Origin of the sequence: Sulfitobacter sp. 1A13679, assembly GCF_043557115.1 — a bacterium.
GTDB lineage: Bacteria > Pseudomonadota > Alphaproteobacteria > Rhodobacterales > Rhodobacteraceae > Sulfitobacter > Sulfitobacter faviae.
In genome coordinates this window covers 221388-242777 of the sequence record NZ_JBIFFO010000001.1, presented here as the reverse complement: position 1 = coordinate 242777, position 21390 = coordinate 221388, and the positions used below count along the sequence as shown (strand labels likewise).

Below are 21390 nucleotides of genomic sequence, written 5' to 3'. Positions count from 1 at the left end.
AAATATCGGGAGAGACCACCATGAATGACGAGACCCAGTTAGAGGGCCGCTATGACTATATCATCGTCGGTGCGGGCACCGCGGGCTGTGTCTTGGCCAACCGTCTCAGCGCCGATCCGGCCAATCGGGTTCTGCTGCTCGAAGCCGGGGGGGATGACAACTATCACTGGGTGAAGGTGCCGGTGGGGTATCTTTACTGTATCGGCAATCCGCGCACGGATTGGATGATGAAAACCGCGCCCGAGGCGGGGTTGAACGGGCGCTCTCTGGCTTACCCACGGGGCAAGGTGCTGGGTGGCTGCTCTTCGGTGAACGGCATGATTTACATGCGCGGGCAGGCGGCGGACTATGACCATTGGCGGCAACTGGGCAATGCCGGGTGGAGCTGGGACGACGTGCTGCCCTATTTCCTGAAATCCGAGGATCACCATGCGGGCGGCAGCGAGATGCACCGCGCGGGGGGCGAGTGGAAGGTCAGCAAGCAGCGCCTGCGGTGGGACATTCTGGAGGCCGTGCAAGACGGCGCGCGGGAGTTCGGGATCGAGCCGCGGGCCGATTTCAACGATGGCGACAACGAAGGTTCGGGCTTTTTCGAGGTGAACCAGAAGGGCGGGGTGCGCTGGAACACGGCGCGCGGTTTCCTGCGCCCGGCGATGAAGCGCCCCAACCTGCGGGTGATCACCCATGCGCATACCGATGGGTTGGTCTTGGACGGCAAGCGTGTGACTGGCGTGCGTTTCACCCATAAAGGCCGCGCGATGCGCGCCGAGGCCGAGGGCGAAGTGTTGCTTTCGGCGGGGGCGATCAATTCGCCCAAGATCCTTGAGCTGTCGGGGATCGGGCAAGGTGACCTTTTGAGCGGCATGGGGATCAACACGCTGCACGATCTGCCCGGCGTTGGGGAGAACCTTCAGGACCATTTGCAAATCCGCACTGTCTACAAGGTGCAGAACACCAAAACGCTCAACACGATGACCCATTCGATCTGGGGCAAGGGCCGGATGGGGCTGGAATACCTCCTGCGCCGCAGCGGTCCCTTGGCGATGGCGCCCAGCCAGTTTGGCATGTTCACCAAGTCCGACCCCGCGCTTGAGACGCCGGATCTGGAGTATCACGTGCAACCCCTGTCGACCGACAAGCTGGGGGATCCGCTGCACCCTTTCCCCGCGATCACCGTCTCGGTCTGTAACCTGCGGCCCGAAAGCATCGGCAGTTGCCATCTGACCAGCCGCGACAGCGCGGTGCAGCCCGATATCCGGCTGAACTATCTTTCTGCCGAGAATGACAAACGAGTGGCGGTCACGGCGATGAAACAGGCGCGTCACATCATGACGGCCAGGGCGCTGAACCCCTATGCGCCCGAGGAAATCCTGCCCGGCCCCGCCGTGCAGAGCGACGAAGACCTGCTCGACAAGGCGCGCGACATCGCCACGACGATTTTCCACCCCGTCGGCACCTGCAAGATGGGCAGCGACCCGATGGCGGTGGTCGATAGCGATCTGCGGGTGCATGGCTTAAGCGGTCTGCGCGTGGTGGACGCGTCGATTATGCCCAAGATCGTCTCGGGCAACACGGCTTCGCCAACGGTGATGATCGCCGAAAAGGCCGCTGATGCCATTCTGGCGGGGCGGTAGGCGATGCTGACCACGCGGCTAACCAAACGGCTGGGGATCGACCACCCGATTATCCAAGCGCCGATGGCCTTTGCCGCAGGCGGGCGGCTCGCCGCGGCGGTCTCAGGCGCGGGCGGTTTGGGGATGATCGGCGGTGCCTATGATGCCGGCGATTGGATCGCTGAGCAGATGGATGTGGCGGGCAACCAATCGGTCGGCTGCGGTTTCATCACTTGGAAGCTGCGGGAGCATCCGCAGGCGCTGGAACAAGCGCTCGACCGTGATCCCTCAGCGATCTTTCTTTCCTTCGGCGACCCGGCAGAGTTCCTCCCCGCGATCCGCGCGGCAAAGGTGCCGTTGATCTGTCAGGTGCAAACCCTGCGCGATGCCGCCCATGCGATCGATCTGGGGGCCGAGATCATCGTCGCCCAAGGGGCCGAGGCTGGCGGCCACGGCGAGAAACGCGCGACCTTTACCCTCGTCCCCGAAGTCGCGGATCACATCGCCCGCCATGCGCCTGACACGTTGCTTTGCGCCGCAGGCGGCGTGGCGGATGGGCGCGGGTTGGCAGCGGCGCTAATGCTGGGGGCCGATGGTGTGGTCGTCGGCTCGCGCTTCTGGGCTTCGGAAGAGGCGCTGGTGCACCCCGCGATGCGAGAGGCCGCGCTCAAGGCCAGCGGTGATGACACGCTGCGTAGCACCGTGACCGACATCATGCGCGGCTATGATTGGCCCAAACGCTACACGGGTCGTGTCTTGCGCAACGATTTCACCAACCGCTGGCATGACGACCCCGACGGGTTGCGCGCCGCGCTGGCGCAGGAGCTGCCGCGCTGGCAGGCGGCGGTGGCCGCGGGGGATGCCCGCACCGCCAACGCCTTTGTCGGAGAGGTGGCGGGGCTGATCGGTGCGGTCAGCCCCGCCGCTGATATCCTGCGCGATATCGTCCAAGGGGCCGAAGCGGCCTTGGGCCAGACCTTCACCCGGTGACGGGTCTGGGGGGGTGGGCCAAGGCGGCTTAGCCGTGATCTTCGACCTCTTCGCGGCCCGGCACATGTTCGCGAGCGGGGGCGGTCTCCCAATTCTCGATCACCTCCATCGCCTCATCCGCGCTTTCGACAAAGCGGAACAGGTCGAGGTCTTCGGCTGAGATCGTGCCCGCATCGGCCAGCGCGTCCCAGTTGATGATCTTTTCCCAGAACTCACGGCCAAACAGCAAGAATGGCACCCGGTTCATGCGGCCCGTTTGGATCAGCGTCAGCGCCTCAAAGAGTTCGTCCATCGTGCCGAAACCACCGGGGAAGACGCAGATCGCGCGGGCGCGCATTAGGAAGTGCATCTTGCGGATCGCGAAGTAGTGGAAGTTGAAGCATAGCTCGGGCGTGACATATTCGTTGGGCGCCTGCTCGAACGGCAGTACGATGTTGAGGCCGATGGAATGGCCGCCCGCGTCCAGCGCGCCGCGGTTGCCCGCTTCCATCACACCCGGCCCGCCGCCGGTGACGATGACATTCTCGGTGCCGCCGCTTTCCATCGACTTTTCGGTCATCAGACGGGCAAAGGTGCGCGTCTCGTCATAAAAACGCGACAGATCGGCCAGTGTCTTGGTCCGGGCGGTGTGTTTCTCGGCCGGTTCGGGAATGCGCGCCCCGCCAAAGAGCACGATGGTCGATTGGATGCCATGGGCGTCCAGCAGCAGTTCGGGTTTGAGAAGCTCCAGTTGCAGACGCACCGGGCGCAGCTCATCGCGGCACATGAAGTCATCGTCGGTAAAGGCCAGACGATAGGCGGGCGCGCGGGTTTGCGGCGTGTCGGGGGCGTCTTGGGCTTTGGCGCGGTCCACATTGGCGCGGCGCAGGGGGTGGCGGTGTTCCTCGGTCATCCTCGGGTCTTTCCTTGGTCTAGGGCTTGGCTCAGGTGGCGCGATGGTCGCTTAGGTCAAGATGCCCTGTTGTTCGGCGAATGACCACGCCCCTCATCGCCCGGCAATTGCACCCTTGGCGGCGCAAGGCTATAGCCCTCAAAAGGCCTTTTCATCATTCGGAGACTTGCCCCATGTCCAACGCCCAACTTGAAACCGCCATCGAAGCCGCTTGGGATACCCGCGATCAGATCACATCCGCCACCACTGGCGAAGTGCGCGACGCCATCGAAGAGACGCTGAACGCGCTCGACAGCGGCAAACTGCGCGTGGCGGAAAAGCAGGACGACGGTCAGTGGCACGTCAATCAGTGGGCCAAGAAGGCCGTGCTGCTGGGCTTCCGCATCAAGGACATGGAACATCAAGAAGGCGGCCCGCAGGGCGCTGGTTGGTGGGACAAGGTCGACAGCAAGTTCAAAGGTTGGGGCGATGCCGAGTGGAAAGAGGCGGGCTTCCGCGCCGTGCCGAACTGCGTCGTGCGCCGCTCGGCCTATATCGCGCCGGGCGTGGTGCTGATGCCGTCTTTCGTGAACATCGGCGCATATGTCGACTCTGGCACCATGGTCGATACATGGGCGACCGTCGGCTCCTGCGCCCAGATCGGTAAGAACGTGCACCTTTCGGGCGGCGTCGGCATCGGCGGCGTGTTGGAACCGATGCAGGCCGGTCCGACCATCATCGAAGACAACTGCTTTATCGGCGCGCGGTCGGAAGTCGTCGAAGGCTGCATCGTGCGCGAAGGCTCGGTGCTGGGCATGGGCGTCTTCATCGGCCAGTCGACCAAGATCGTCGACCGCGAGACCGGTGAGATCATGTATGGCGAAGTGCCCGCAGGTTCGGTCGTCGTGGCTGGCACCATGCCGTCGAAGAACAACGTGAACCTCTACTGCGCTGTGATCGTGAAACGGGTGGACGCCAAGACCCGCTCCAAAACCTCGATCAACGAGCTGCTGCGCGACTGATCGGAACCAAATGCCCCGTCATGGCGTTGAGACCTGAATTTAAAGGAGATTGACGACATGACGGGTATCGGTTGGTTTGCCGCAATCATCGTGGGCGGCCTTGCGGGCTGGATCGCGGAAAAGATCATGAAATCGGACATGGGTCTGATCATGAACATCATCCTCGGCATCGTTGGTGCCTTGGTCGCGAACTGGCTCTTGATGCTGATCGTTGGCAGCACGCTGGGCGGTTGGTTCGGTCAGTTGGTGGTGGGTGTCATCGGTGCCTGCCTGCTGATCTGGGTCACACGGATGGTCCGCGGCAAGACTTAAGGGCAGGGGCGCGGCCCCTTTCCAAATCCAAGTGAAAAGGTTAGGGCTGCCGAAAGCAATCGGCGGCCCTTATCATGTCTGAACCCAAGAAAACCAAGAAACCTTCGCGCCAGCAGGTCTTTACCCTTTTGGTTCAGATCGGCCGCAAGGACGGTGACGGTCTGCCCGACAAGGCCACCGGTGCTGCGCTGATGTGTTTCGCCTCCGGCATTGATGAGGCCGAAGCTGTGCGCGAGACGGTGGCGATCCTCAAACAGGCAGATACCAACCCGCTTGACGTGACCGGTTACGGCACGCTGGAAGAGCGCGAGGCCGAAGGTCAGGAGATCGACGCCGAGGAACGCGCCCTGATGCAGCGCGCTTTGGAAGAAAACTCGGTCATCGTCGCGCAAATGACCCCATTTTACGACTGACCCGCGCCCCACACGGGGAATTGCAATGCGCCCCCTTGGCATCGGCGCGATTTGCCCACACAAGTTACCGGACAAGCGATAACCCCTGAAAAGGAGCCGATATGTCCGGTCTCGACCCTGTTGATCTCACCGCGAAACTGGTGCGCTGCGCCTCTGTCACCCCCGCGAACGATGGGGCGCTGGAAGTGCTCGAAGAAGTGTTGGACGCGGCGGGTTTCGACTGTACGCGCGTCGACCGGGGCGGCATCTGCAACCTCTTTGCTCGCTGGGGCAACAAGGGCAACACCAAATCCTTCGGCTTCAACGGTCATACCGATGTCGTGCCCATCGGGGATGAGGCGGATTGGTCGATGCCCCCCTTCGGGGCCGAGATCAAGGACGGCATCATGTATGGTCGCGGCACCACGGATATGAAATCGGGCGTGGCGGCTTTCGTCGCAGCGGCGGTGGATTTCGTAAAGGACACGCCGCCCGATGGCTCCATCGTGCTGGCGATCACCGGGGATGAAGAGGGCGATGCCCTCGACGGGACCACGGCTCTTTTGGACTACATGTCGGAGAACGGCGAGCGGATGGATGTCTGCCTTGTGGGGGAGCCGACTTGCCCCGAGACCATGGGCGATATGATCAAGATCGGGCGGCGCGGCTCGATGAACGCGCATTTCAAGGTGACGGGCAAACAGGGCCATGCGGCCTATCCGCACCGCGCGAACAACCCGCTGCCCGCGATGGTGCGGCTGATGGATCGTCTGGCCAGCCATGAGTTGGATCAGGGCAGCGATCACTTCGACCCTTCGACGCTGGCCGTGGTCACCGTGGATACTGGCAACAAGGCAACCAATGTGATCCCGGCGCAATGCCGCGGCGCGGTCAACATCCGGTTTAATGACCACCATTCGGGCGCGAGCCTCAGCGACTGGCTGCGGGGCGAGGCGGATAAGATCGCCGAGGAATTCGGCCTGCAAGTGGATGTAGAGATCAAGATCTCCGGCGAGAGTTTCATCACCCCGCCGGGCGCCCTGTCCGATCTGGTCGCGGGCGCGGTTGAGGCTGAGACGGGCGTGCAGCCCGAGCTTTCCACCACCGGCGGCACTTCGGACGCGCGTTTCGTCAAGGCGCATTGCCCGGTGGTGGAGTTCGGTCTGGTGGGCCAGTCCATGCACCAAGTTGATGAGCATGTGCGGGTCGAACATATCGAACAGCTCAAATCCATCTATGGGCGCGTGCTGCGGAATTATTTCACGTGAAACCAACGCTTATCGTCATGGTGAAAGAGCCGCGCCCCGGTCGGGTGAAAACCCGTCTGGGCCGCGACATCGGCATGGTCGGCGCGGCTTGGTGGTTTCGCCATCAGACCCGCCGCCTGTTGCGTCGGATCGAAGACCCCCGTTGGCAGGTGGTGCTGGCCGTGGCCCCGGACGTGGAAGGGCTGCAAAGCCGCGTCTGGCCCGCGCATCTGCCACGCTGGCCGCAGGGCAGGGGCAACCTCGGTGACCGCATGGCGCGGATGCTGCGCAGCGCGCCGGGACCGGCCTGTGTGATCGGGGCGGATATTCCGGGCATCAACCGCAAGGAACTGGCGCGGGCATTCGATGCGCTTGGCAACCATGACGCGGTGTTTGGCCCGGCGCCCGATGGCGGCTATTGGCTCGTGGGGCTGAAACACCCCCGCCGCGCGCCGCCCAGCCTGTTTGACGGGGTGCGCTGGTCCGGCCCGCATGCGCTGGCTGACAGCCGCGCGACCCTGCCGGGCTACCGCATCGCCGAAGTCGCCACCCTGCGCGACGTGGACGAAATTCACGATTTGCCATGACGACAGGGGGGCTGCGTGCTACCTGCTGAGGTATGAGCAAGATACCCAGCAAATCCGAGATCCTCGACTGGATCGAACAGAACCCAACGCTGACCGCCAAGCGCGACATCGCCAAAGCCTTTGGCATCAAGGGCGCGGCGCGGATCGATCTGAAGCGCGTGCTGAAAGAGCTGGAGGCCGAGGGCCATCTGGAAAAGCGCAAGCGCAGCTATCAGGATCCCGACCGCCTGCCGCCGGTCTCGGTGCTGCTGGTCACGGGGCCGGACAGCGACGGCGATCTTTTTGCCAAACCGATGGAGTGGCATGGCGAGGGGAAAGAACCTGTCGTCCTGCTGATCCCGCGCGAGAGTGATCCGGCGCTTGGCGAAGGTGACCGCATTCTGGCGCGGCTGACGCTGGTGAAAGGCGAAGATCACCACTATGAGGCCCGGCTCATTCGCCGCATCGGCTCCAACCCGCGCAAGGTGCTGGGTATCTTCCGCAAAGCGGCCGAAGGCGGGCGGATCGTCCCGATCGACAAGGGCACGGATCGCGAATGGCGCGTCGGTGCCGACCATACACATGGCGCGAAAGACGGTGAACTGGTCGAGGCCGAGCAGGCCGGACCGAAGGCGCGTATGGGTTCCCCCCGCGCGCGCATCGTCGAACGGTTGGGCGACCCGTCCGAGCCGCGCGCGGTCTCGCTCATCGCGATCCACCAGCATGGCATTCCGGACGAATTCCCCGACGATGTGATCGCACAGGCCGATGCGGCCAAACCACAAGGCCTCAAGGGTCGCGAAGACCTGCGCGACCTGCCGTTGGTCACCATCGACCCCTCCGATGCGCGGGACCATGACGACGCCTGCTATGCCCATGCCGACGACGACCCCAAGAACGAGGGTGGCCATGTCGTTTGGGTCGCCATTGCCGATGTGGCCGCCTATGTGACGCCGGGCTCGGCGTTGGACCGCGAGGCGCGCAAGCGCGGCAACTCCACCTATTTCCCTGACCGCGTGGTGCCGATGCTGCCGGATCGGCTCTCGGGTGATCTGTGCTCATTGCACGAGGGCGTGCCGCGTGCCTGTATCGCCGTGCGCATGGTGCTGGATGCCAAGGGCAACAAGATCGGCCATACGTTCCACAGGGGCCTCATGCGCTCGCCCGCCTCGCTGCATTACGAGGAAGTGCAGGACGCCATCGACGGCAACCCGAACGACCGCACCGGCCCGCTGTTGGAGCCGGTGTTGAAGCCGCTCTACGCCGCCTACGGTGCGCTGAAGACCGCCCGCGCCGAGCGGCAGCCGCTGGAGTTGGACCTGCCCGAGCGCCGCATCGAATTGGGCGATGATGGCAAGGTAAAGTCGGTAAACTTCCGCGAAAGGCTCGACGCGCATAAGCTGATCGAAGAGTTCATGGTCTTGGCCAATGTCGCCGCCGCCGAGACGCTGATCAAAAAGAAAACCCCGCTGCTGTTCCGCATTCACGAGGAACCCTCGCCAGAGAAGCTCGAATCCCTGCGCGAAACCGCACAGGCGGCGGGTTTCACGCTGGCCAAGGGGCAGGTGCTGCAAACCGCGCATCTCAACCGCCTGCTGGATCAGGCAGCGGGGACCAATGATGCCGAGTTGATCAATCTCAGCACCCTACGCTCGATGACGCAGGCCTATTATGGCCCGGCGCATATCGGGCACTTCGGCCTTGCCCTGCGCTCCTACGCGCATTTCACCTCGCCCATCCGCCGCTATGCTGACCTCATCGTGCACCGCGCGCTGATCACGGCGCATGGTTGGGGCAAGGATGGGCTGACGCCCGAAGAGATTGAGGGGCTGGAGCAGACCGGCGCGCATATCTCCGACACCGAGCGGCGCTCGATGGTGGCAGAGCGCGACACGACCGACCGTTACCTTGCCGCCTTCCTGTCGGAGCGTGTCGGCAACGAGTTCACCGGGCGGATCAGCGGCATCGCGCGTTTTGGTGCCTTTGTGAAGTTGGACGAGACGGGCGCGGATGGTCTGGTGCCGATGCGCTCGCTCGGGCGGGAGTATTTCCACCACGACGCCGAGGCGCAGACGCTGATGGGCTCGGACACCGGGATGACCATCGGCCTCGGCCAGCGTGTCACTGTGCGGCTGGCAGAGGCGGTCCCCGTGACCGGGGGCATTGCGCTGGAATTGCTTGAGATCGAAGACCAAAAGGTCAAACAGGGCGGAGGTGGGGGCCGCCGCAGCCCGGCGGGCCGTAGCAAGCCGCGCGGCAAGGCCGTGAAGGCCAAGCGCAAGAAGGACAAGATCAAACGCAAAGTGACCCGCACCCGCCGCTGAGGCGGCAAACCGGCGGAGCTTCGCGGATGGCCGGCCCCCTCCCTTTCCACCGGGGCGGGGCGGGCATAGGATTTGCCGTAACTCTATGAGGTGAGGCGATTATGATCCGGCACTACGCGATGATTTCAGGCATTCTGGCGACAGCTGGCATGGGGGCTCCGGCCTTCGCGTTAGGCCCGACTGAATCCCTGCGCCCCGCGCCGCGCGCGCCGCAGGCCGTGCTGGCCGCCGTGGCGCCAGTAGCGCAGGAACCCGTGGCAGAGGCTAGCGGCGACGATGCCGGGCTGCGCGCTTGGGTGAAAGAATTCCGCCCCCGCGCCCTGCAACATGGCATCGACCCGGATGTCTTTGACCGGGCATTGGATACGGTCAGCTATGATCCGGAGGTGATCCGCCGCGACCGCAACCAATCGGAATTCACCAAAACGATTTGGGATTACCTCGACACCGCCACCTCGGATCTGCGGGTGCAGAACGGGCAGAAGGCATTGGCTCAATGGCAACGCACGCTGGAAGAGATCGAAGCGGAATACGGTGTCGAGAAAGAGATCGTCACTGCGATCTGGGGGCTAGAGAGCGCCTATGGCAGCTTCCGGGGCGGGGATCGGGTGTTGGATTCACTGGCCACCCTTGCCTATGACGCGCGGCGGGCGGAATTTTTCGAAGGCGAGCTCCTCGACGCCCTGCGCATCCTTCAGGCGGGCGATACCGATGCCGATCAATTGCGCGGCTCTTGGGCGGGCGCGATGGGGCATACGCAGTTCATGCCTTCGTCCTTCCACGCCCATGCGGTCGATTGGGATGGCGACGGGCGGCGCGACATCTGGGGCGATGACCCCAGCGATGCGCTGGCCTCTACCGCCGCCTATCTCAAGCATTTTGGCTGGACCGAAGGGCAGCCCTGGGGGGTCGAAGTGGCTCTGCCGGAGGGGTTCGACTATCTGCTGGCCGACCGTGCGGTGACCAAGACCCCGGCGGAATGGGCCGATCTTGGCGTCACCGCGCTCGATGGCGGGGCGGTGGCGGATCATGGGCCCGCGTCGATCTTGCTGCCTGCGGGCGCCGAGGGTGCCGCCTTCATGATCTTCCCCAATTTCGCGGTGATCGAGCGCTATAACACGGCGGATGCCTATGTCATCGGTGTGGGCCATCTGGCCGACCGCATCGGCGGCGCGGGCGAGATACAGCAGGACTGGCCCCGCGAAGACCGCGCGCTGAGCTTTGATGAGCGGATCGAATTGCAGACCCTGCTGACCGAAGCGGGTTTTGACACGCAAAAGATCGACGCCAAGATCGGGCCGCTGACCGTCAATGCCGTGCGCAGCTATCAAAAGGCCGAGGGGATCGCGCCCGATGGCTATGCCTCCCCCCGGCTGCTGGCTCGACTGCGCGCAGAGTGAGAGGGCGCCCCCAATTGGGGGCAACCCGATGTTTTAGGACGCGGCTTTGAGCATGTCCTTGTCTTTCAGATCGGCATAGGTCGCATCCAGTGCCTTGGTCGCCCGTTCGGCGAAGATCTTGATCTCTTCGGGTGTGATGATCAGCGGCGGAGAGATGATCATCCGGTCGCCGACATGGCGCATCACCAGATTGTTGGCAAAGCAATGTTCGCGGCAAATGTACCCGGCGGTGCCGCTATCAGCGAATTTCGCGCGGCTTTCCTTATGCGGCGTCAACGGGAGGGAGGCCATCAGGCCCGATACGTTCACCCCGCCCACCAGCGGATGCTCTCCCAGCTTGTCCAGCGCCTCCTTCAGCGTGGGGGCGGCGACGTTTTGAACATGGGCGACGATGTTCTCTTCCTGCATGATCCGCAGGTTTTCCAGCGCCACGGCGGCGCACACCGGGTGGCCGGAGTAGGTGTAGCCGTGGTTGAACTCACAGGCGTTGATGACCTCGGCCACCTCGTCACAAACGATCGACCCGCCGATGGGCGCGTAGCCCGAGCTCAGCCCCTTGGCGATGGTCATGATATGCGGCTTGATGCCCATGGTCTGCGAGCCAAACCAATTGCCCGTCCGACCAAAGCCGCAGATCACCTCGTCAGCGATCAGCAGAATATCGTGTTTGTCGCAGATGCGCTGAATCTCGGGCCAATAGGTGCTGGGCGGAACGACGACCCCGCCCGCGCCCTGAACGGGTTCGGCGATGAAGGCCGCGACCTTGTCCGCGCCCAGCTCGACAATCTTCGCTTCCAGCTCCTGCGCGCGTTTCAGACCGAAGTCTTCGGGCGACATATCCCCGCCTTCGGCATACCAATCGGGCTGGCCGATGTGGTGGATGCCGGGGATCGGCAGGCCGCCTTGCTCATGCATATAGGTCATGCCGCCGAGACTGGCCGAGCCGACCGAAGAGCCGTGATAGGCGTTCTTGCGGCTGATGATATGGCTTTTTTCAGGTTTGCCCTTTTGCGCCCAATAGGTGCGGACCATGCGCAGATTGGTGTCATTCGCCTCTGACCCCGACCCGGCGAAGAAGACGTGGTTCAGATCACCGGGGGCCAGATCGGCCAGCTCCTTGGCCAGCGCGATGGCGGGCACATGGGTCGTTTGGAAGAAGGTGTTGTAATAGGGCAGTTCGTTCATCTGTCGCGCGGCGACATTGCCCATCTCTTCGCGGCCATAGCCAAGGTTCACGCACCACAGCCCGGCCATCGCGTCGAGAATCTCATTCCCCTCGCTGTCGGTCAGGTAGATGCCCTTGGCCCTTGTGATGATGCGCGCGCCCTTGTCGCCCAGTTCATCATTGGTGGTGAAAGGATGCATGTGATGCGCCGCATCCAGCGACTGAAGGTCCGCGGTGGGGAGGTGATTCGTGATGGGCGGCATGGGGATGCACCTTCTATTTGCATGAAAAATAAGCTTCGTCGCAGAATATGATCAAATTATAGCATGTCAATCGAATCAACGCGGAACGGGCAGACCATCAAGGGCTGCGCGAATTTGGGTCATTCCTTGGGCAACATCGCCCGCCATGACCTCACCCGCCAAAGCGGCGTTGCCCTCGGCAAAGGCCGCCAAAAGTTCGGCATGTTTATCGGGCAGATTGCTGGTGCCGTATCGCCCGCAAACCACCCGAAGCGAGGGGCCGAAACGCAGCCAAAGACGGTCCACCGTCGCGGCCATGATCGGCGCTTCGGCAAGGTCGTAAATCATCCGGTGAAAGCTGTAGTTCTGCATCAAGTAACCGCCGACATCGCCCCGGTCGATGGCATGGTTCAGCGCGTTGTCACAGTCTTTCAAAGCGTTCAAACGCTCATCCGTCATGCGGTTTGCGGCGCGTTTGGTCAGTTCCGGCTCTAGCGTTTCCCGCATGAATTCCAGTTCTTCCAGCCCCGCATGGGTCAGTTCCGGCACGGTGACCCGGCGGTTGCCCAAATGGGTCAGCGCCCCTTCCGAGATCAGGCGGCGGATGGCTTCGCGCACCGGCGTCATGCCCGCATCCAAAGCGGCGGTCAGACCTTGGATCGTGACCCCCTGTCCGGGGGCCAGATCGCCGAAGAGAATCATCTTGCGCAGGCGTTCGTAAACATGCTGATGGATCGGTGTCTTGACCGCCGCATCGGCGGCGGGAAGCAATCTCGGATCGGTTTTTTCTGAACCCATGGGAGCGGTCTTTCCGTCTTGTTTCGCCGTGTCTTGCAGCATTTCATTCTGCATGAAAGCATAAACCATCTTGCCCGAAGAGGCAAAACTTGATCAAATTGACGAAAGGTGGGGATCAACCCGACCTGTCTAACGGGAGTATGAAATGAAACATGTGCTACTAAGCAGCGTCGCCGTCGCCACCTTGATGGCAGGTGCCGCCACTGCCGAAACGGTCCGGGTCTACAACTGGTCCGACTATATCGACGAATCCCTGCTGGATAAATTCGAAGAAGAGACCGGCATCGAATTGGTCTATGACGTGTTCGACAGCAACGAGGTGCTGGAGACCAAAATGCTCGCCGGTGGGTCCGGCTATGACGTGGTCGTCCCCTCGGGCACCTTCCTGCAGCGCCAGATCACAGCCGGTGCATTCCAGCCGCTGGACACGTCCAAACTGCCCAATCTCGAAAACATGTGGGACGTGGTCTCTTCGCGGACCGAACAATATGATCCCGATAACGCCCATTCTATCAACTATATGTGGGGCACCACCGGCATCGGCGTGAATGTCGGCAAGGTGAAAGAAATCCTGGGCGAAGATGCCCCGATCGACTCCTGGGACTTGGTTTTCGATCCGGCCAATATGGAAAAACTGGCCGACTGCGGCGTGCATTTCCTTGATGCCCCGGCAGAGATGATCCCCGCTGCGCTGAACTATATCGGCGAAGACCCCAACAGCCATGACCCCGATGTGATCGCCAAGGCCGAAGAGGTCTTCATGCCGGTCCGCCCCTACATCCAGAAGTTCCACTCTTCGGAATATATCAACGCTTTGGCCAACGGTGACGTCTGCGTCGCGGTGGGCTGGTCGGGTGATATCCTGCAGGCCCGTGACCGCGCGGATGAAGCCGACAACGGTGTTGAAATCGCCTATAACGCCCCCTCCGAAGGCGCGCAGATGTGGTTTGACCAGATGGCCATCCCGGTCGACGCGCCGAACCCTGATGGTGCGCATAAGTTCCTGAACTTCATCATGGACGCCGAGAATATGGCCGCCGCGTCGAACTATGTGTACTACGCGAACGGCAACGAAGCCTCGCAGGAGCAGCTGATCGAGGATGTGATCGGCGACCCGGCGATCTACCCCTCTGAGGCGGCGTTGAACAACCTGTTCACCACCACACCTTACCCGCCGAAAGTACAGCGCGTGGTGACCCGGCTCTGGACCAAGATCAAGTCCGGTACTTGATCTGAGACAGGGGGTGCGGCCAGTCTGGTCGCGCCCCTTTTTCTTGCCCCGCGACCCCGATCAAAGCCCGAGCAAAGCCCGATCAAAGGATGTCTCAACCGTGAGCCCAACCGTCTTCGCCCCCTGGAACGACCCCGACGAAAAGCCGCTCATTCGCTTTAAGAATGTGACCAAGAAATTCGGCGAATTCGTCGCCATCGACGATCTGTCTTTGGATATCTACGCGCAGGAATTCTTTGCCCTGCTTGGGCCTTCGGGCTGTGGCAAGACGACGATGATGCGGATGCTGGCCGGGTTCGAAAGCCCCACCACCGGGCGCATCGAATTGGCAGGGCAGGACATCGCCCCGGTGCCCCCGAACAAACGCGCGGTGAACATGATGTTCCAATCCTACGCGCTGTTTCCGCATCTCAGCATCTGGGACAACATCGCCTTCGGCCTGCGCCGCGACAAGATGGAGAAGGACGCCATCGCCGCCCGCGTGGCCGAGATGCTGAAGCTCACCCGGCTAGAGAAATTCGCCCGCCGCAAACCGCATCAGATCTCCGGCGGCCAACGGCAGCGTGTGGCGCTGGCGCGCTCGCTAGCCAAAGCGCCGAAGCTTCTGCTGCTCGATGAACCCTTGGGCGCGCTTGATAAGAAGCTGCGGCAAGACACCCAGTTCGAGCTGATGGACATTCAAGAATCCACCGGCACCACCTTTGTCATCGTGACCCACGACCAAGAAGAGGCGATGACCGTCGCCTCCCGCGTGGCGGTGATGGACGAGGGGCGCGTGATTCAAGTGGCCACCCCGGCTGAAATCTACGAGGCGCCGAATTCCGTCTATGTGGCCGACTTCATCGGTGATGTGAACATCATCGAAGCCAGCACCAAGGCCATTGGCCAAGATCAATATCACCTGAACTGGATCGAAGGGCAGCCGCCGCTGACCGCGACTTCCGTCGCGTCGTTCAGTGAGGGGCAGCAAGCCCATCTTGCGATCCGGCCCGAGAAAATCCGCATTTCGACCGAGCGGCCCGAGGATGCGCCCAATGCGCTTCAGGGCAAAGTGCTCGACATCGCGTATTTGGGGAACCTCTCCACCTATCACGTCGAACTGCCCGGTGGGCAGGTGATCAAGGCGCAGACGGCCAACACTCGCCGCATCGCGCGCCGTGACATCACATGGGAAGACCCGGTCTGGATTTCATGGAGCGCCACCGCGGGCGTTTTGTTGGCGCAATGAACATGCGTCGTTTCGCCCTGATCGCGGTCCCGTACCTCTGGCTGTTGGCGCTGTTTCTGGTGCCTTTCCTGATCGTTTTCAAAATCTCCCTCTCCGATACGGCGCTGGCGATCCCGCCCTATACGCCGACGATCAAGGACGGCATCAGCGCCCTGATCGCCCAGTTGGATTTTGAGAATTTTACCTTCCTCGCCTCTGACGATCTTTATTGGAAAGCCTACCTTAGCTCCCTGCGCATCGCCGTTGTATCGACCGCGCTGACGCTCTTGGTTGGCTATCCTATCGCCTATGGCATGGCCCGCGCCCCCGAAGAGTGGCGCGCCACTTTGATGATGTTGGTGATCCTGCCGTTCTGGACCTCCTTCCTGATCCGCGTCTATGCGTGGATGGGCATCCTCAGCAACGAAGGGCTGCTGAACCAACTTTTGATGGGGTTGGGTCTAACGGCAGAGCCTTTACAGATCCTTAATACCAATACGGCAGTCTATATCGGCATCGTCTATACCTACCTGCCGTTCATGATCCTGCCGATCTATGCCGCGCTCGACCGGCTCGACGAGTCGCTCAACGAGGCGGCGGAGGATCTCGGCTGCTCGCGTTTGCAAGCCTTCTGGCTGGTGACGATCCCGTTGTCGCGCAACGGCATCGTGGCGGGCAGCTTCCTTGTCTTCATCCCGGCTTTGGGTGAATTCGTGATCCCCTCGCTTTTGGGCGGTTCGGGCACGCTGATGATCGGCAAGGTGCTGTGGGAGGAGTTCTTTAACAACCGCGACTGGCCGGTGGCGAGCGCGGTGGCGGTGATCCTGCTGCTGATCCTGATCATTCCGATCATCCTCTTCCAGCGCAACCAGCAGAAACAGGCGGAGGCCGAACAATGAAGCGGATGACATGGTTCAACGTGACCTCGCTGACGCTGGGGTTCGCCTTTCTCTACCTGCCGATGATCATTCTGGTGATCTACAGTTTCAACGCCTCGAAACTGGTGACGGTCTGGGCCGGATTCTCGACCCGCTGGTATGGCGAGCTGTTGCAGAACGAAGCCTTCCTGAATGCGGCTTGGGTCACGCTGAAGGTCGCGGTGATCTCCTCCTCTATCGCCACGGTGCTGGGCACGATGGCGGCTTATGTGCTTGTGCGCGGCGGGCGGTTCATGGGGCGGACGTTGTTCTCCGGCATGATCTACGCGCCGCTGGTGATGCCCGAGGTGATCACCGGCCTTTCGCTGCTCTTGCTCTTCATCGGCATCGGGCTGGACCGGGGCGTGCTGACCATCGTGCTGGCGCATACGACTTTTTCGATGTGCTATGTCTCGGTCGTCGTCTCCTCGCGGCTAGTGTCCTTCGACCGTTCGCTGGAAGAGGCCGCGCTCGACCTCGGTTCTTCCCCGTGGGAAGCCTTCCGCCTCGTGACCCTGCCGATCATCGCGCCTGCGGTGATCTCGGGCTGGCTTCTGGCCTTCACGCTCAGCCTCGATGATCTGGTCATCGCCTCCTTCACCGCCGGGCCGTCGGCGACGACGCTGCCGATCAAGATCTTCAGCGCCGTGCGCTTGGGCGTCTCGCCCGAGATCAACGCGCTATCGACGATCATGATCGCCATCGTGACCGTGGGGGTCATCACTGCATCGTTGGTCAGCAAACGCTCAAGCCTGCGCGCGCAGGAGGAGGCCCGCGCGGCGGAACGGCCCGCCGCATGAAGCGTATCTACGCGGATTTCGCCTATTCCGAAGCGCCGCGTGCGGGCTGCTGGTGGGATCAGACCCATGGCGCGCCGGAGCGTCCGGCGCTGCAAGGCGCGGCGCAGGCCGATGTTGTGATCATCGGCGGCGGTTTCACCGGCCTTAACGCCGCGCTGCATCTGACGCAGGCCGGGGTCGGGGCCACGGTGCTGGAGGCCGAGCGGGTGGGCTTTGGCGCTTCGGGCCGCAACGGGGGCTTTTGCTGCTTGGGCGGCGGGATGCTGGACGACGCGGCGCTTGACCGGAAATCCGGGCGGGCAGAGCGGCTTGGCTGGCGGCAGGCCGAGGTGGCGGCGATCCGACAGGTGGAGGATTTCATCGCCGCCCGCGGCATCAATGTTGATCGGCATTCTCGAGGGGAAACCCAGCTGGCCCACCGCCCGCGCGATTTCGAAGAGATGCGCGGCAGGCTGGAGTACTACGCGGAGAATTACGGCGTCACGGCCCGGTTGACCGAAAAGGCCGATCTGGCCGCCGAGGGGCTGAACGCAGGCTTCGAGGGCGCGATCACCGTGCCGATTGGCTTTGGCCTCAACCCCCGCAAATATGTGACCGCCCTCGCACAGGCCGCGGAAGAGGCGGGGGCCGCGATCTATCACAACAGCCCGGCCACCGGGGTGACAGGGCGCAAGGGCGCGTTCGAGGTCACGACGCCGCAGGGCCGCATTCGGGCCGAGCGGGTGATCATCGCCACCAATGGCTATTCCTCCGAAGACCTGCCGCCATGGCTGGCCGCGCGTTACATGCCGACGCAATCCAGCGTGATCGTGACCCGCCCGATGACCGAGGCAGAGCTTTCCGCCCAAGGTTGGACCAGCCAACAGGCCTGCTATGACAGCCGCCATCTGCTGCATTACTTCCGGCTGATGCCCGACAATCGCATGTTGTTCGGCGTGCGAGGCGGGCTGATGTCCAACCCCAATTCCGAGCGGCGCGCGCTGGCCCGGGCCCGCGCGGATTTCGAGGCGATGTTCCCCGCGTGGCGTCATGTCGAAACGCCGCATGGCTGGTCCGGGATGGTCTGTATCGCGCGCAATCGCATGCCCTTCGTGGGGCAGGTGCCGGATCAGCCGGGGATCTTCGCAGGGCTGTGCTACCACGGCAATGGCGTGGCGATGGCCAGCTATTCCGGCGCCATTTTGGCCGATCTGGTTCGCGGCATCACGCCCGAGCGGCCCTATCCCGCCCCCATGCGCGCCCCGCTTGCACGGTTCGAATTGGGCCGTTTTCGCCGGGCGGTCATGCCCTTTGTCTATGCAGGCTTCGCGCTGTCGGATCGCTGAGGCGGGCGGTCAGCCCTCTTCCCGCGCCGCGCGTTCCTTGGCCAGCGTGATCTGGCGCTGGCGTTCGCGGAACCGTTCCTTATCCTCTGCCGAGGTCTCATCCACACATTGATGACAGGACACCCCAGCCTCATAGGCGGGGTGCTGCGTATCTTCAGGCAGGATCGGGCGGCGGCAGCCGTGGCAAAGCATATGCGGCCCCTCGCGCAGCCCATGGCCGACGCTGACGCGGTTGTCGAAGACGAAACAGTCGCCTTCCCATGTGCTTTCCTGTTCGGGCACCTCTTCGAGGTATTTCAGGATGCCGCCTTTGAGGTGGAAGACATCCTCGACGCCCTGACCGATCAGATAGTTGGTCGATTTTTCGCAACGGATGCCGCCGGTGCAAAACATCGCGATCTTCTTGTTGTGGAAGCGGTCTTTGTTCGCCTCCCACCACGCGGGGAATTCACCGAAGCTCTCGGTCTCGGGGTCGACCGCGCCTTCGAAGGTGCCAATCGCCACTTCGTAGCTGTTGCGCGTGTCGATCACCGCCACATCGGGGGAGCGGATCAATTCGTTCCAGTCTTTGGGGTCGACGTAATGGCCCACCTTGGCGCGGGGATCGACATCGGGCTGGCCCATCGTCACGATCTCGCGCTTGATGCGCACTTTCATCTTGCCGAAGGGCGGCTTGTCGCTGGTGGCCTCTTTCCATTCCAGATCCGCGCAGCCGGGCAGGGCGCGCAGATGGGCGATCACGGCGTCGACCCCGGCGCGCGGCCCGGCGATGGTGCCGTTCACCCCTTCGGGGGCCAACAGCAGCGTGCCCATGACCGATTGCGCCTCGCAAAGCGCCAAGAGCGCGGGTTTGAGCGCGGCGGGATCGTCGAAGCGGGTGAAGTGATATAGGGCGGCGATGGTATACATGAGCGTCAAATAAGCGCTTCGGCGGCAAAGCTCAATCCGGCGCGTGCCATTGACCTACCCCACCCGCAGCCCTACCCCTTTCGGTAAGGAGAATGCCCATGACCCATGCCCTGATCGTGATCGACGTTCAAAATGATTTCTGCCCCGGCGGCGCGCTGGAAGTGCCGCAGGGCGATGAGATTCTGCGCAGCATCAACGCGCTGATGCCCGACTTCGACGCGGTGATCCTGACGCAGGACTGGCACCCGGCGGCGCATTCGTCTTTTGCCTCATCGCATAAGGACAACGGGCCTTACGAGGTCATCACCATGCCCTACGGCCCGCAGGTGTTGTGGCCCGATCACTGCATCCAAGGCAGCATTGGCGCGCAGTTCCACCCCGAGTTGCAAACCGACCGCGCCGATCTGATCATTCGCAAGGGCTACAACCCCGACATCGACAGCTATTCGGCGTTTTTCGAGAATGACCACCGCACGCCCACGGGGCTCGAAGGCTATTTGCGCACGCGCGGGATCGAGCGGCTGACCATGGTGGGGCTGGCGCTGGATTTCTGCGTGAACTTCTCGGCTGTGGACGCGGCAAAACTTGGGTTCAAGGTCGATGTGCGCGAAGACCTGTGCCGCGCGATTGATCTGGACGGATCGCTTGCCAAGGCCCGCGAAGGCATGCGCGCGGCGGGGGTGACGCTGGCCTGATCCGCCGCTTTCCCCTTGCCCATCTGTCCGCCCCCTTGGCATGAAGGGGCACGCAATAAGGAACCTCCCATGGTCGACATCGCCACCCGCGTCTATAACCACAAGTGGAAAATCGACCCCATCGTGCGGTCGCTGATCGACACGGATTTCTACAAGCTGCTGATGTGCCAATCGGTGTTTCGCAACAAGCCGGACACGCAGGTCACCTTTAGCCTGATCAACCGCTCCACCCATATCCCGCTGGCCAAGCTGATCGACGAGGGGGAGTTGCGCGAGCAACTCGATCACATCCGCTCGCTCAGCCTCAGCCGGGGGGAGAGCACATGGCTGCGCGGCAATACCTTCTACGGCAAACGCCAGATGTTCCGCCCCGATTTCATGGAGTGGTTCGAGGGCATGCGCCTGCCGCCCTATCATCTGGAGCGGAAGGGCGATCAGTATGAGCTGACCTTTGAGGGCAAGTGGCATGAGGTCATGCTTTGGGAGATCCCCGCGCTGGCGGTGCTGATGGAGCTGCGCAGCCGCGCCGCGCTCGACCCGATGGGCAAGTTCGAGCTTCAGGTGCTTTACGCTCGCGCCATGACCCGCGTCTGGGAAAAGATCGAAGCGCTGCGCGAGGTCGACAACCTTTCAATCGCGGATTTTGGCACCCGGCGGCGGCATTCCTACCTTTGGCAGGATTGGTGCGTGCAGGCGATGCATGAGGGGCTGGGCGATGCCTTTACCGGCACCTCCAACTGTCGCATCGCCATGATGCGCGAGCTTGAGGCGATTGGCACCAATGCCCATGAGTTGCCCATGGTCTATGCCGCTTTGGCCGAGGATGACGCCGCCCTTGCCCGCGCGCCCTATGACGTGCTGTCGGATTGGCATGATGAGCATGAGGGCAATCTGCGGATCATCCTGCCCGATACCTACGGCACCAAGGGCTTTCTCGATCACGCGCCGGATTGGCTGGCGGGTTGGACCGGCATCCGCGTCGACAGCGGCGATCCGGCCACGGCGGCGCAGACGGCCATTGACTGGTGGCGCGCGCGTGGCGAGGACCCGACGACCAAGCGGGTGATCTTCAGCGATGGGCTGGATGTGGACAAAATCAAGGAGTTGCACGCGCAGTTCGCGGGCAAGGCCAAGGTCTCTTTCGGTTGGGGTACGTTGCTGACCAATGACTTCCGCGGGCTGGTGCCGAATGATGCGCTGGCGCCCTTTAGTTTGGTCTGCAAAGCGGTCAGCGCCAATGGGCGGCCCACGGTCAAACTCTCGGACAACCCGAACAAGGCGATGGGGCCGGCGGATGAAATCGCGCGTTACAAGCGTGTTTTCGGGGTCGGAAAGCAGGCCGCGCAGCAGGTGATCGTCTGACG

The 21390-nt window shown here is 62.7% G+C and carries 20 protein-coding genes; 16 read left to right on the top strand and 4 right to left on the bottom strand.

What is annotated here, in order from left to right:
• Positions 1–20 precede the first annotated feature (20 nt).
• Together ACGYLA_RS01285 and ACGYLA_RS01280 are read left to right on the top strand one after the other, a co-directional pair.
• A complete protein-coding gene (locus ACGYLA_RS01285; protein WP_394429685.1) occupies positions 21–1634 on the top strand; it encodes a GMC family oxidoreductase in 1614 nt (537 codons plus the stop codon).
• A 3-nt stretch (positions 1635–1637) separates the two neighbouring features.
• Positions 1638–2603: an NAD(P)H-dependent flavin oxidoreductase gene (locus ACGYLA_RS01280; RefSeq protein WP_394429683.1), complete on the top strand. Its 966-nt coding sequence runs from the start codon at positions 1638–1640 to the stop codon at positions 2601–2603.
• 28 nt (positions 2604–2631) lie between these two features.
• Here ACGYLA_RS01280 and ACGYLA_RS01275 read toward each other — a convergent pair whose 3' ends face one another.
• Complete coding sequence (locus tag ACGYLA_RS01275; RefSeq protein WP_394429681.1) at positions 2632–3495, bottom strand: LOG family protein; 864 nt, start codon at positions 3493–3495, stop codon at positions 2632–2634.
• Positions 3496–3668: 173 nt separating this feature from the next.
• Between ACGYLA_RS01275 and dapD the strand changes: the two genes are divergently transcribed.
• The 7 genes from dapD (at position 3669) to ACGYLA_RS01240 (ending at position 10737) form a co-directional block, all read left to right on the top strand.
• Positions 3669–4496 carry a 2,3,4,5-tetrahydropyridine-2,6-dicarboxylate N-succinyltransferase gene (gene dapD / locus ACGYLA_RS01270; protein WP_067261075.1) on the top strand — a complete coding sequence of 276 codons (828 nt, stop codon included), beginning with the start codon at positions 3669–3671 and terminating at the stop codon, positions 4494–4496.
• Between the two features lie 57 nt (positions 4497–4553).
• Positions 4554–4808, top strand: a complete 255-nt coding sequence (locus ACGYLA_RS01265; protein ID WP_394429679.1) for a GlsB/YeaQ/YmgE family stress response membrane protein — start codon at positions 4554–4556, stop codon at positions 4806–4808.
• A gap of 74 nt (positions 4809–4882) precedes the next feature.
• A complete protein-coding gene (locus ACGYLA_RS01260; RefSeq protein WP_067261079.1) occupies positions 4883–5221 on the top strand; it encodes a hypothetical protein in 339 nt (112 codons plus the stop codon).
• Positions 5222–5322: 101 nt separating this feature from the next.
• Positions 5323–6468 carry a succinyl-diaminopimelate desuccinylase gene (gene dapE / locus ACGYLA_RS01255; protein ID WP_394429677.1) on the top strand — a complete coding sequence of 382 codons (1146 nt, stop codon included), beginning with the start codon at positions 5323–5325 and terminating at the stop codon, positions 6466–6468.
• Positions 6465–7034, top strand: a complete 570-nt coding sequence (locus ACGYLA_RS01250; RefSeq protein WP_394429675.1) for a TIGR04282 family arsenosugar biosynthesis glycosyltransferase — start codon at positions 6465–6467, stop codon at positions 7032–7034. Before dapE ends, ACGYLA_RS01250 begins: the two co-directional genes overlap by 4 nt.
• 32 nt (positions 7035–7066) lie before the next feature.
• Positions 7067–9337: a ribonuclease R gene (rnr, locus tag ACGYLA_RS01245; RefSeq protein WP_394429673.1), complete on the top strand. Its 2271-nt coding sequence runs from the start codon at positions 7067–7069 to the stop codon at positions 9335–9337.
• A 101-nt stretch (positions 9338–9438) separates the two neighbouring features.
• Entirely contained in the window at positions 9439–10737 is a 1299-nt protein-coding gene (locus tag ACGYLA_RS01240) for a lytic murein transglycosylase (RefSeq protein WP_394429671.1), read from the top strand.
• Between the two features lie 33 nt (positions 10738–10770).
• Here the strand turns inward: ACGYLA_RS01240 and ACGYLA_RS01235 are convergent, their stop codons facing one another.
• Both ACGYLA_RS01235 and ACGYLA_RS01230 read right to left on the bottom strand, forming a co-directional pair.
• Positions 10771–12165 carry an aspartate aminotransferase family protein gene (locus tag ACGYLA_RS01235; protein ID WP_394429669.1) on the bottom strand — a complete coding sequence of 465 codons (1395 nt, stop codon included), beginning with the start codon at positions 12163–12165 and terminating at the stop codon, positions 10771–10773.
• Between the two features lie 75 nt (positions 12166–12240).
• Positions 12241–12942, bottom strand: coding sequence for a GntR family transcriptional regulator (locus tag ACGYLA_RS01230; RefSeq protein ID WP_394429667.1), 702 nt, complete (start codon positions 12940–12942; stop codon positions 12241–12243).
• A 145-nt stretch (positions 12943–13087) separates the two neighbouring features.
• Between ACGYLA_RS01230 and ACGYLA_RS01225 the strand changes: the two genes are divergently transcribed.
• The 5 genes from ACGYLA_RS01225 (at position 13088) to ACGYLA_RS01205 (ending at position 18422) form a co-directional block, all read left to right on the top strand.
• On the top strand, positions 13088–14173 hold the full coding sequence (locus ACGYLA_RS01225) for a polyamine ABC transporter substrate-binding protein (RefSeq protein WP_394429664.1): 1086 nt from the start codon (positions 13088–13090) through the stop codon (positions 14171–14173).
• A 100-nt stretch (positions 14174–14273) separates the two neighbouring features.
• The gene (locus ACGYLA_RS01220; protein ID WP_394429662.1) at positions 14274–15401 is read left to right on the top strand and encodes an ABC transporter ATP-binding protein; all 1128 of its coding nucleotides are present in this window, start codon (positions 14274–14276) and stop codon (positions 15399–15401) included.
• Positions 15402–15403: 2 nt separating this feature from the next.
• Positions 15404–16279: an ABC transporter permease subunit gene (locus ACGYLA_RS01215; RefSeq protein WP_067265718.1), complete on the top strand. Its 876-nt coding sequence runs from the start codon at positions 15404–15406 to the stop codon at positions 16277–16279.
• Positions 16276–17097: an ABC transporter permease gene (locus tag ACGYLA_RS01210; RefSeq protein ID WP_067265716.1), complete on the top strand. Its 822-nt coding sequence runs from the start codon at positions 16276–16278 to the stop codon at positions 17095–17097. The genes ACGYLA_RS01215 and ACGYLA_RS01210 overlap by 4 nt, the downstream gene beginning before the upstream one ends.
• Positions 17094–18422: an NAD(P)/FAD-dependent oxidoreductase gene (locus tag ACGYLA_RS01205; RefSeq protein WP_394429660.1), complete on the top strand. Its 1329-nt coding sequence runs from the start codon at positions 17094–17096 to the stop codon at positions 18420–18422. The genes ACGYLA_RS01210 and ACGYLA_RS01205 overlap by 4 nt, the downstream gene beginning before the upstream one ends.
• A 9-nt stretch (positions 18423–18431) precedes the next feature.
• On the opposite strand, the gene ACGYLA_RS01200 is transcribed toward ACGYLA_RS01205, so the two are convergent.
• A complete protein-coding gene (locus ACGYLA_RS01200; RefSeq protein WP_394429766.1) occupies positions 18432–19331 on the bottom strand; it encodes a rhodanese-related sulfurtransferase in 900 nt (299 codons plus the stop codon).
• Positions 19332–19429: 98 nt separating this feature from the next.
• Here ACGYLA_RS01200 and pncA point away from each other — a divergent pair, with 98 nt between their 5' ends.
• Positions 19430–20026 carry a bifunctional nicotinamidase/pyrazinamidase gene (gene pncA / locus ACGYLA_RS01195; RefSeq protein ID WP_394429658.1) on the top strand — a complete coding sequence of 199 codons (597 nt, stop codon included), beginning with the start codon at positions 19430–19432 and terminating at the stop codon, positions 20024–20026.
• Between the two features lie 69 nt (positions 20027–20095).
• Positions 20096–21388 carry a nicotinate phosphoribosyltransferase gene (gene pncB / locus ACGYLA_RS01190; RefSeq protein WP_394429656.1) on the top strand — a complete coding sequence of 431 codons (1293 nt, stop codon included), beginning with the start codon at positions 20096–20098 and terminating at the stop codon, positions 21386–21388.
• The last annotated feature ends 2 nt before the right edge of the window (positions 21389–21390 follow it).

What these genes read in the sequence shown, in the direction of transcription:
- ACGYLA_RS01285 (WP_394429685.1), top strand. Translation starts at nt 21, where the DNA reads ATGAATGACGAGACCCAGTTAGAGGGCCGCTATGACTATATCATCGTC.
- ACGYLA_RS01280 (WP_394429683.1), top strand. Translation starts at nt 1,638, where the DNA reads ATGCTGACCACGCGGCTAACCAAACGGCTGGGGATCGACCACCCGATT.
- ACGYLA_RS01275 (WP_394429681.1), bottom strand. Translation starts at nt 3,495, where the DNA reads ATGACCGAGGAACACCGCCACCCCCTGCGCCGCGCCAATGTGGACCGC.
- dapD (WP_067261075.1), top strand. Translation starts at nt 3,669, where the DNA reads ATGTCCAACGCCCAACTTGAAACCGCCATCGAAGCCGCTTGGGATACC.
- ACGYLA_RS01265 (WP_394429679.1), top strand. Translation starts at nt 4,554, where the DNA reads ATGACGGGTATCGGTTGGTTTGCCGCAATCATCGTGGGCGGCCTTGCG.
- ACGYLA_RS01260 (WP_067261079.1), top strand. Translation starts at nt 4,883, where the DNA reads ATGTCTGAACCCAAGAAAACCAAGAAACCTTCGCGCCAGCAGGTCTTT.
- dapE (WP_394429677.1), top strand. Translation starts at nt 5,323, where the DNA reads ATGTCCGGTCTCGACCCTGTTGATCTCACCGCGAAACTGGTGCGCTGC.
- rnr (WP_394429673.1), top strand. Translation starts at nt 7,067, where the DNA reads ATGAGCAAGATACCCAGCAAATCCGAGATCCTCGACTGGATCGAACAG.
- ACGYLA_RS01240 (WP_394429671.1), top strand. Translation starts at nt 9,439, where the DNA reads ATGATCCGGCACTACGCGATGATTTCAGGCATTCTGGCGACAGCTGGC.
- ACGYLA_RS01235 (WP_394429669.1), bottom strand. Translation starts at nt 12,165, where the DNA reads ATGCCGCCCATCACGAATCACCTCCCCACCGCGGACCTTCAGTCGCTG.
- ACGYLA_RS01230 (WP_394429667.1), bottom strand. Translation starts at nt 12,942, where the DNA reads ATGGGTTCAGAAAAAACCGATCCGAGATTGCTTCCCGCCGCCGATGCG.
- ACGYLA_RS01225 (WP_394429664.1), top strand. Translation starts at nt 13,088, where the DNA reads ATGAAACATGTGCTACTAAGCAGCGTCGCCGTCGCCACCTTGATGGCA.
- ACGYLA_RS01215 (WP_067265718.1), top strand. Translation starts at nt 15,404, where the DNA reads ATGCGTCGTTTCGCCCTGATCGCGGTCCCGTACCTCTGGCTGTTGGCG.
- ACGYLA_RS01210 (WP_067265716.1), top strand. Translation starts at nt 16,276, where the DNA reads ATGAAGCGGATGACATGGTTCAACGTGACCTCGCTGACGCTGGGGTTC.
- ACGYLA_RS01205 (WP_394429660.1), top strand. Translation starts at nt 17,094, where the DNA reads ATGAAGCGTATCTACGCGGATTTCGCCTATTCCGAAGCGCCGCGTGCG.
- ACGYLA_RS01200 (WP_394429766.1), bottom strand. Translation starts at nt 19,331, where the DNA reads ATGTATACCATCGCCGCCCTATATCACTTCACCCGCTTCGACGATCCC.
- pncA (WP_394429658.1), top strand. Translation starts at nt 19,430, where the DNA reads ATGACCCATGCCCTGATCGTGATCGACGTTCAAAATGATTTCTGCCCC.
- pncB (WP_394429656.1), top strand. Translation starts at nt 20,096, where the DNA reads ATGGTCGACATCGCCACCCGCGTCTATAACCACAAGTGGAAAATCGAC.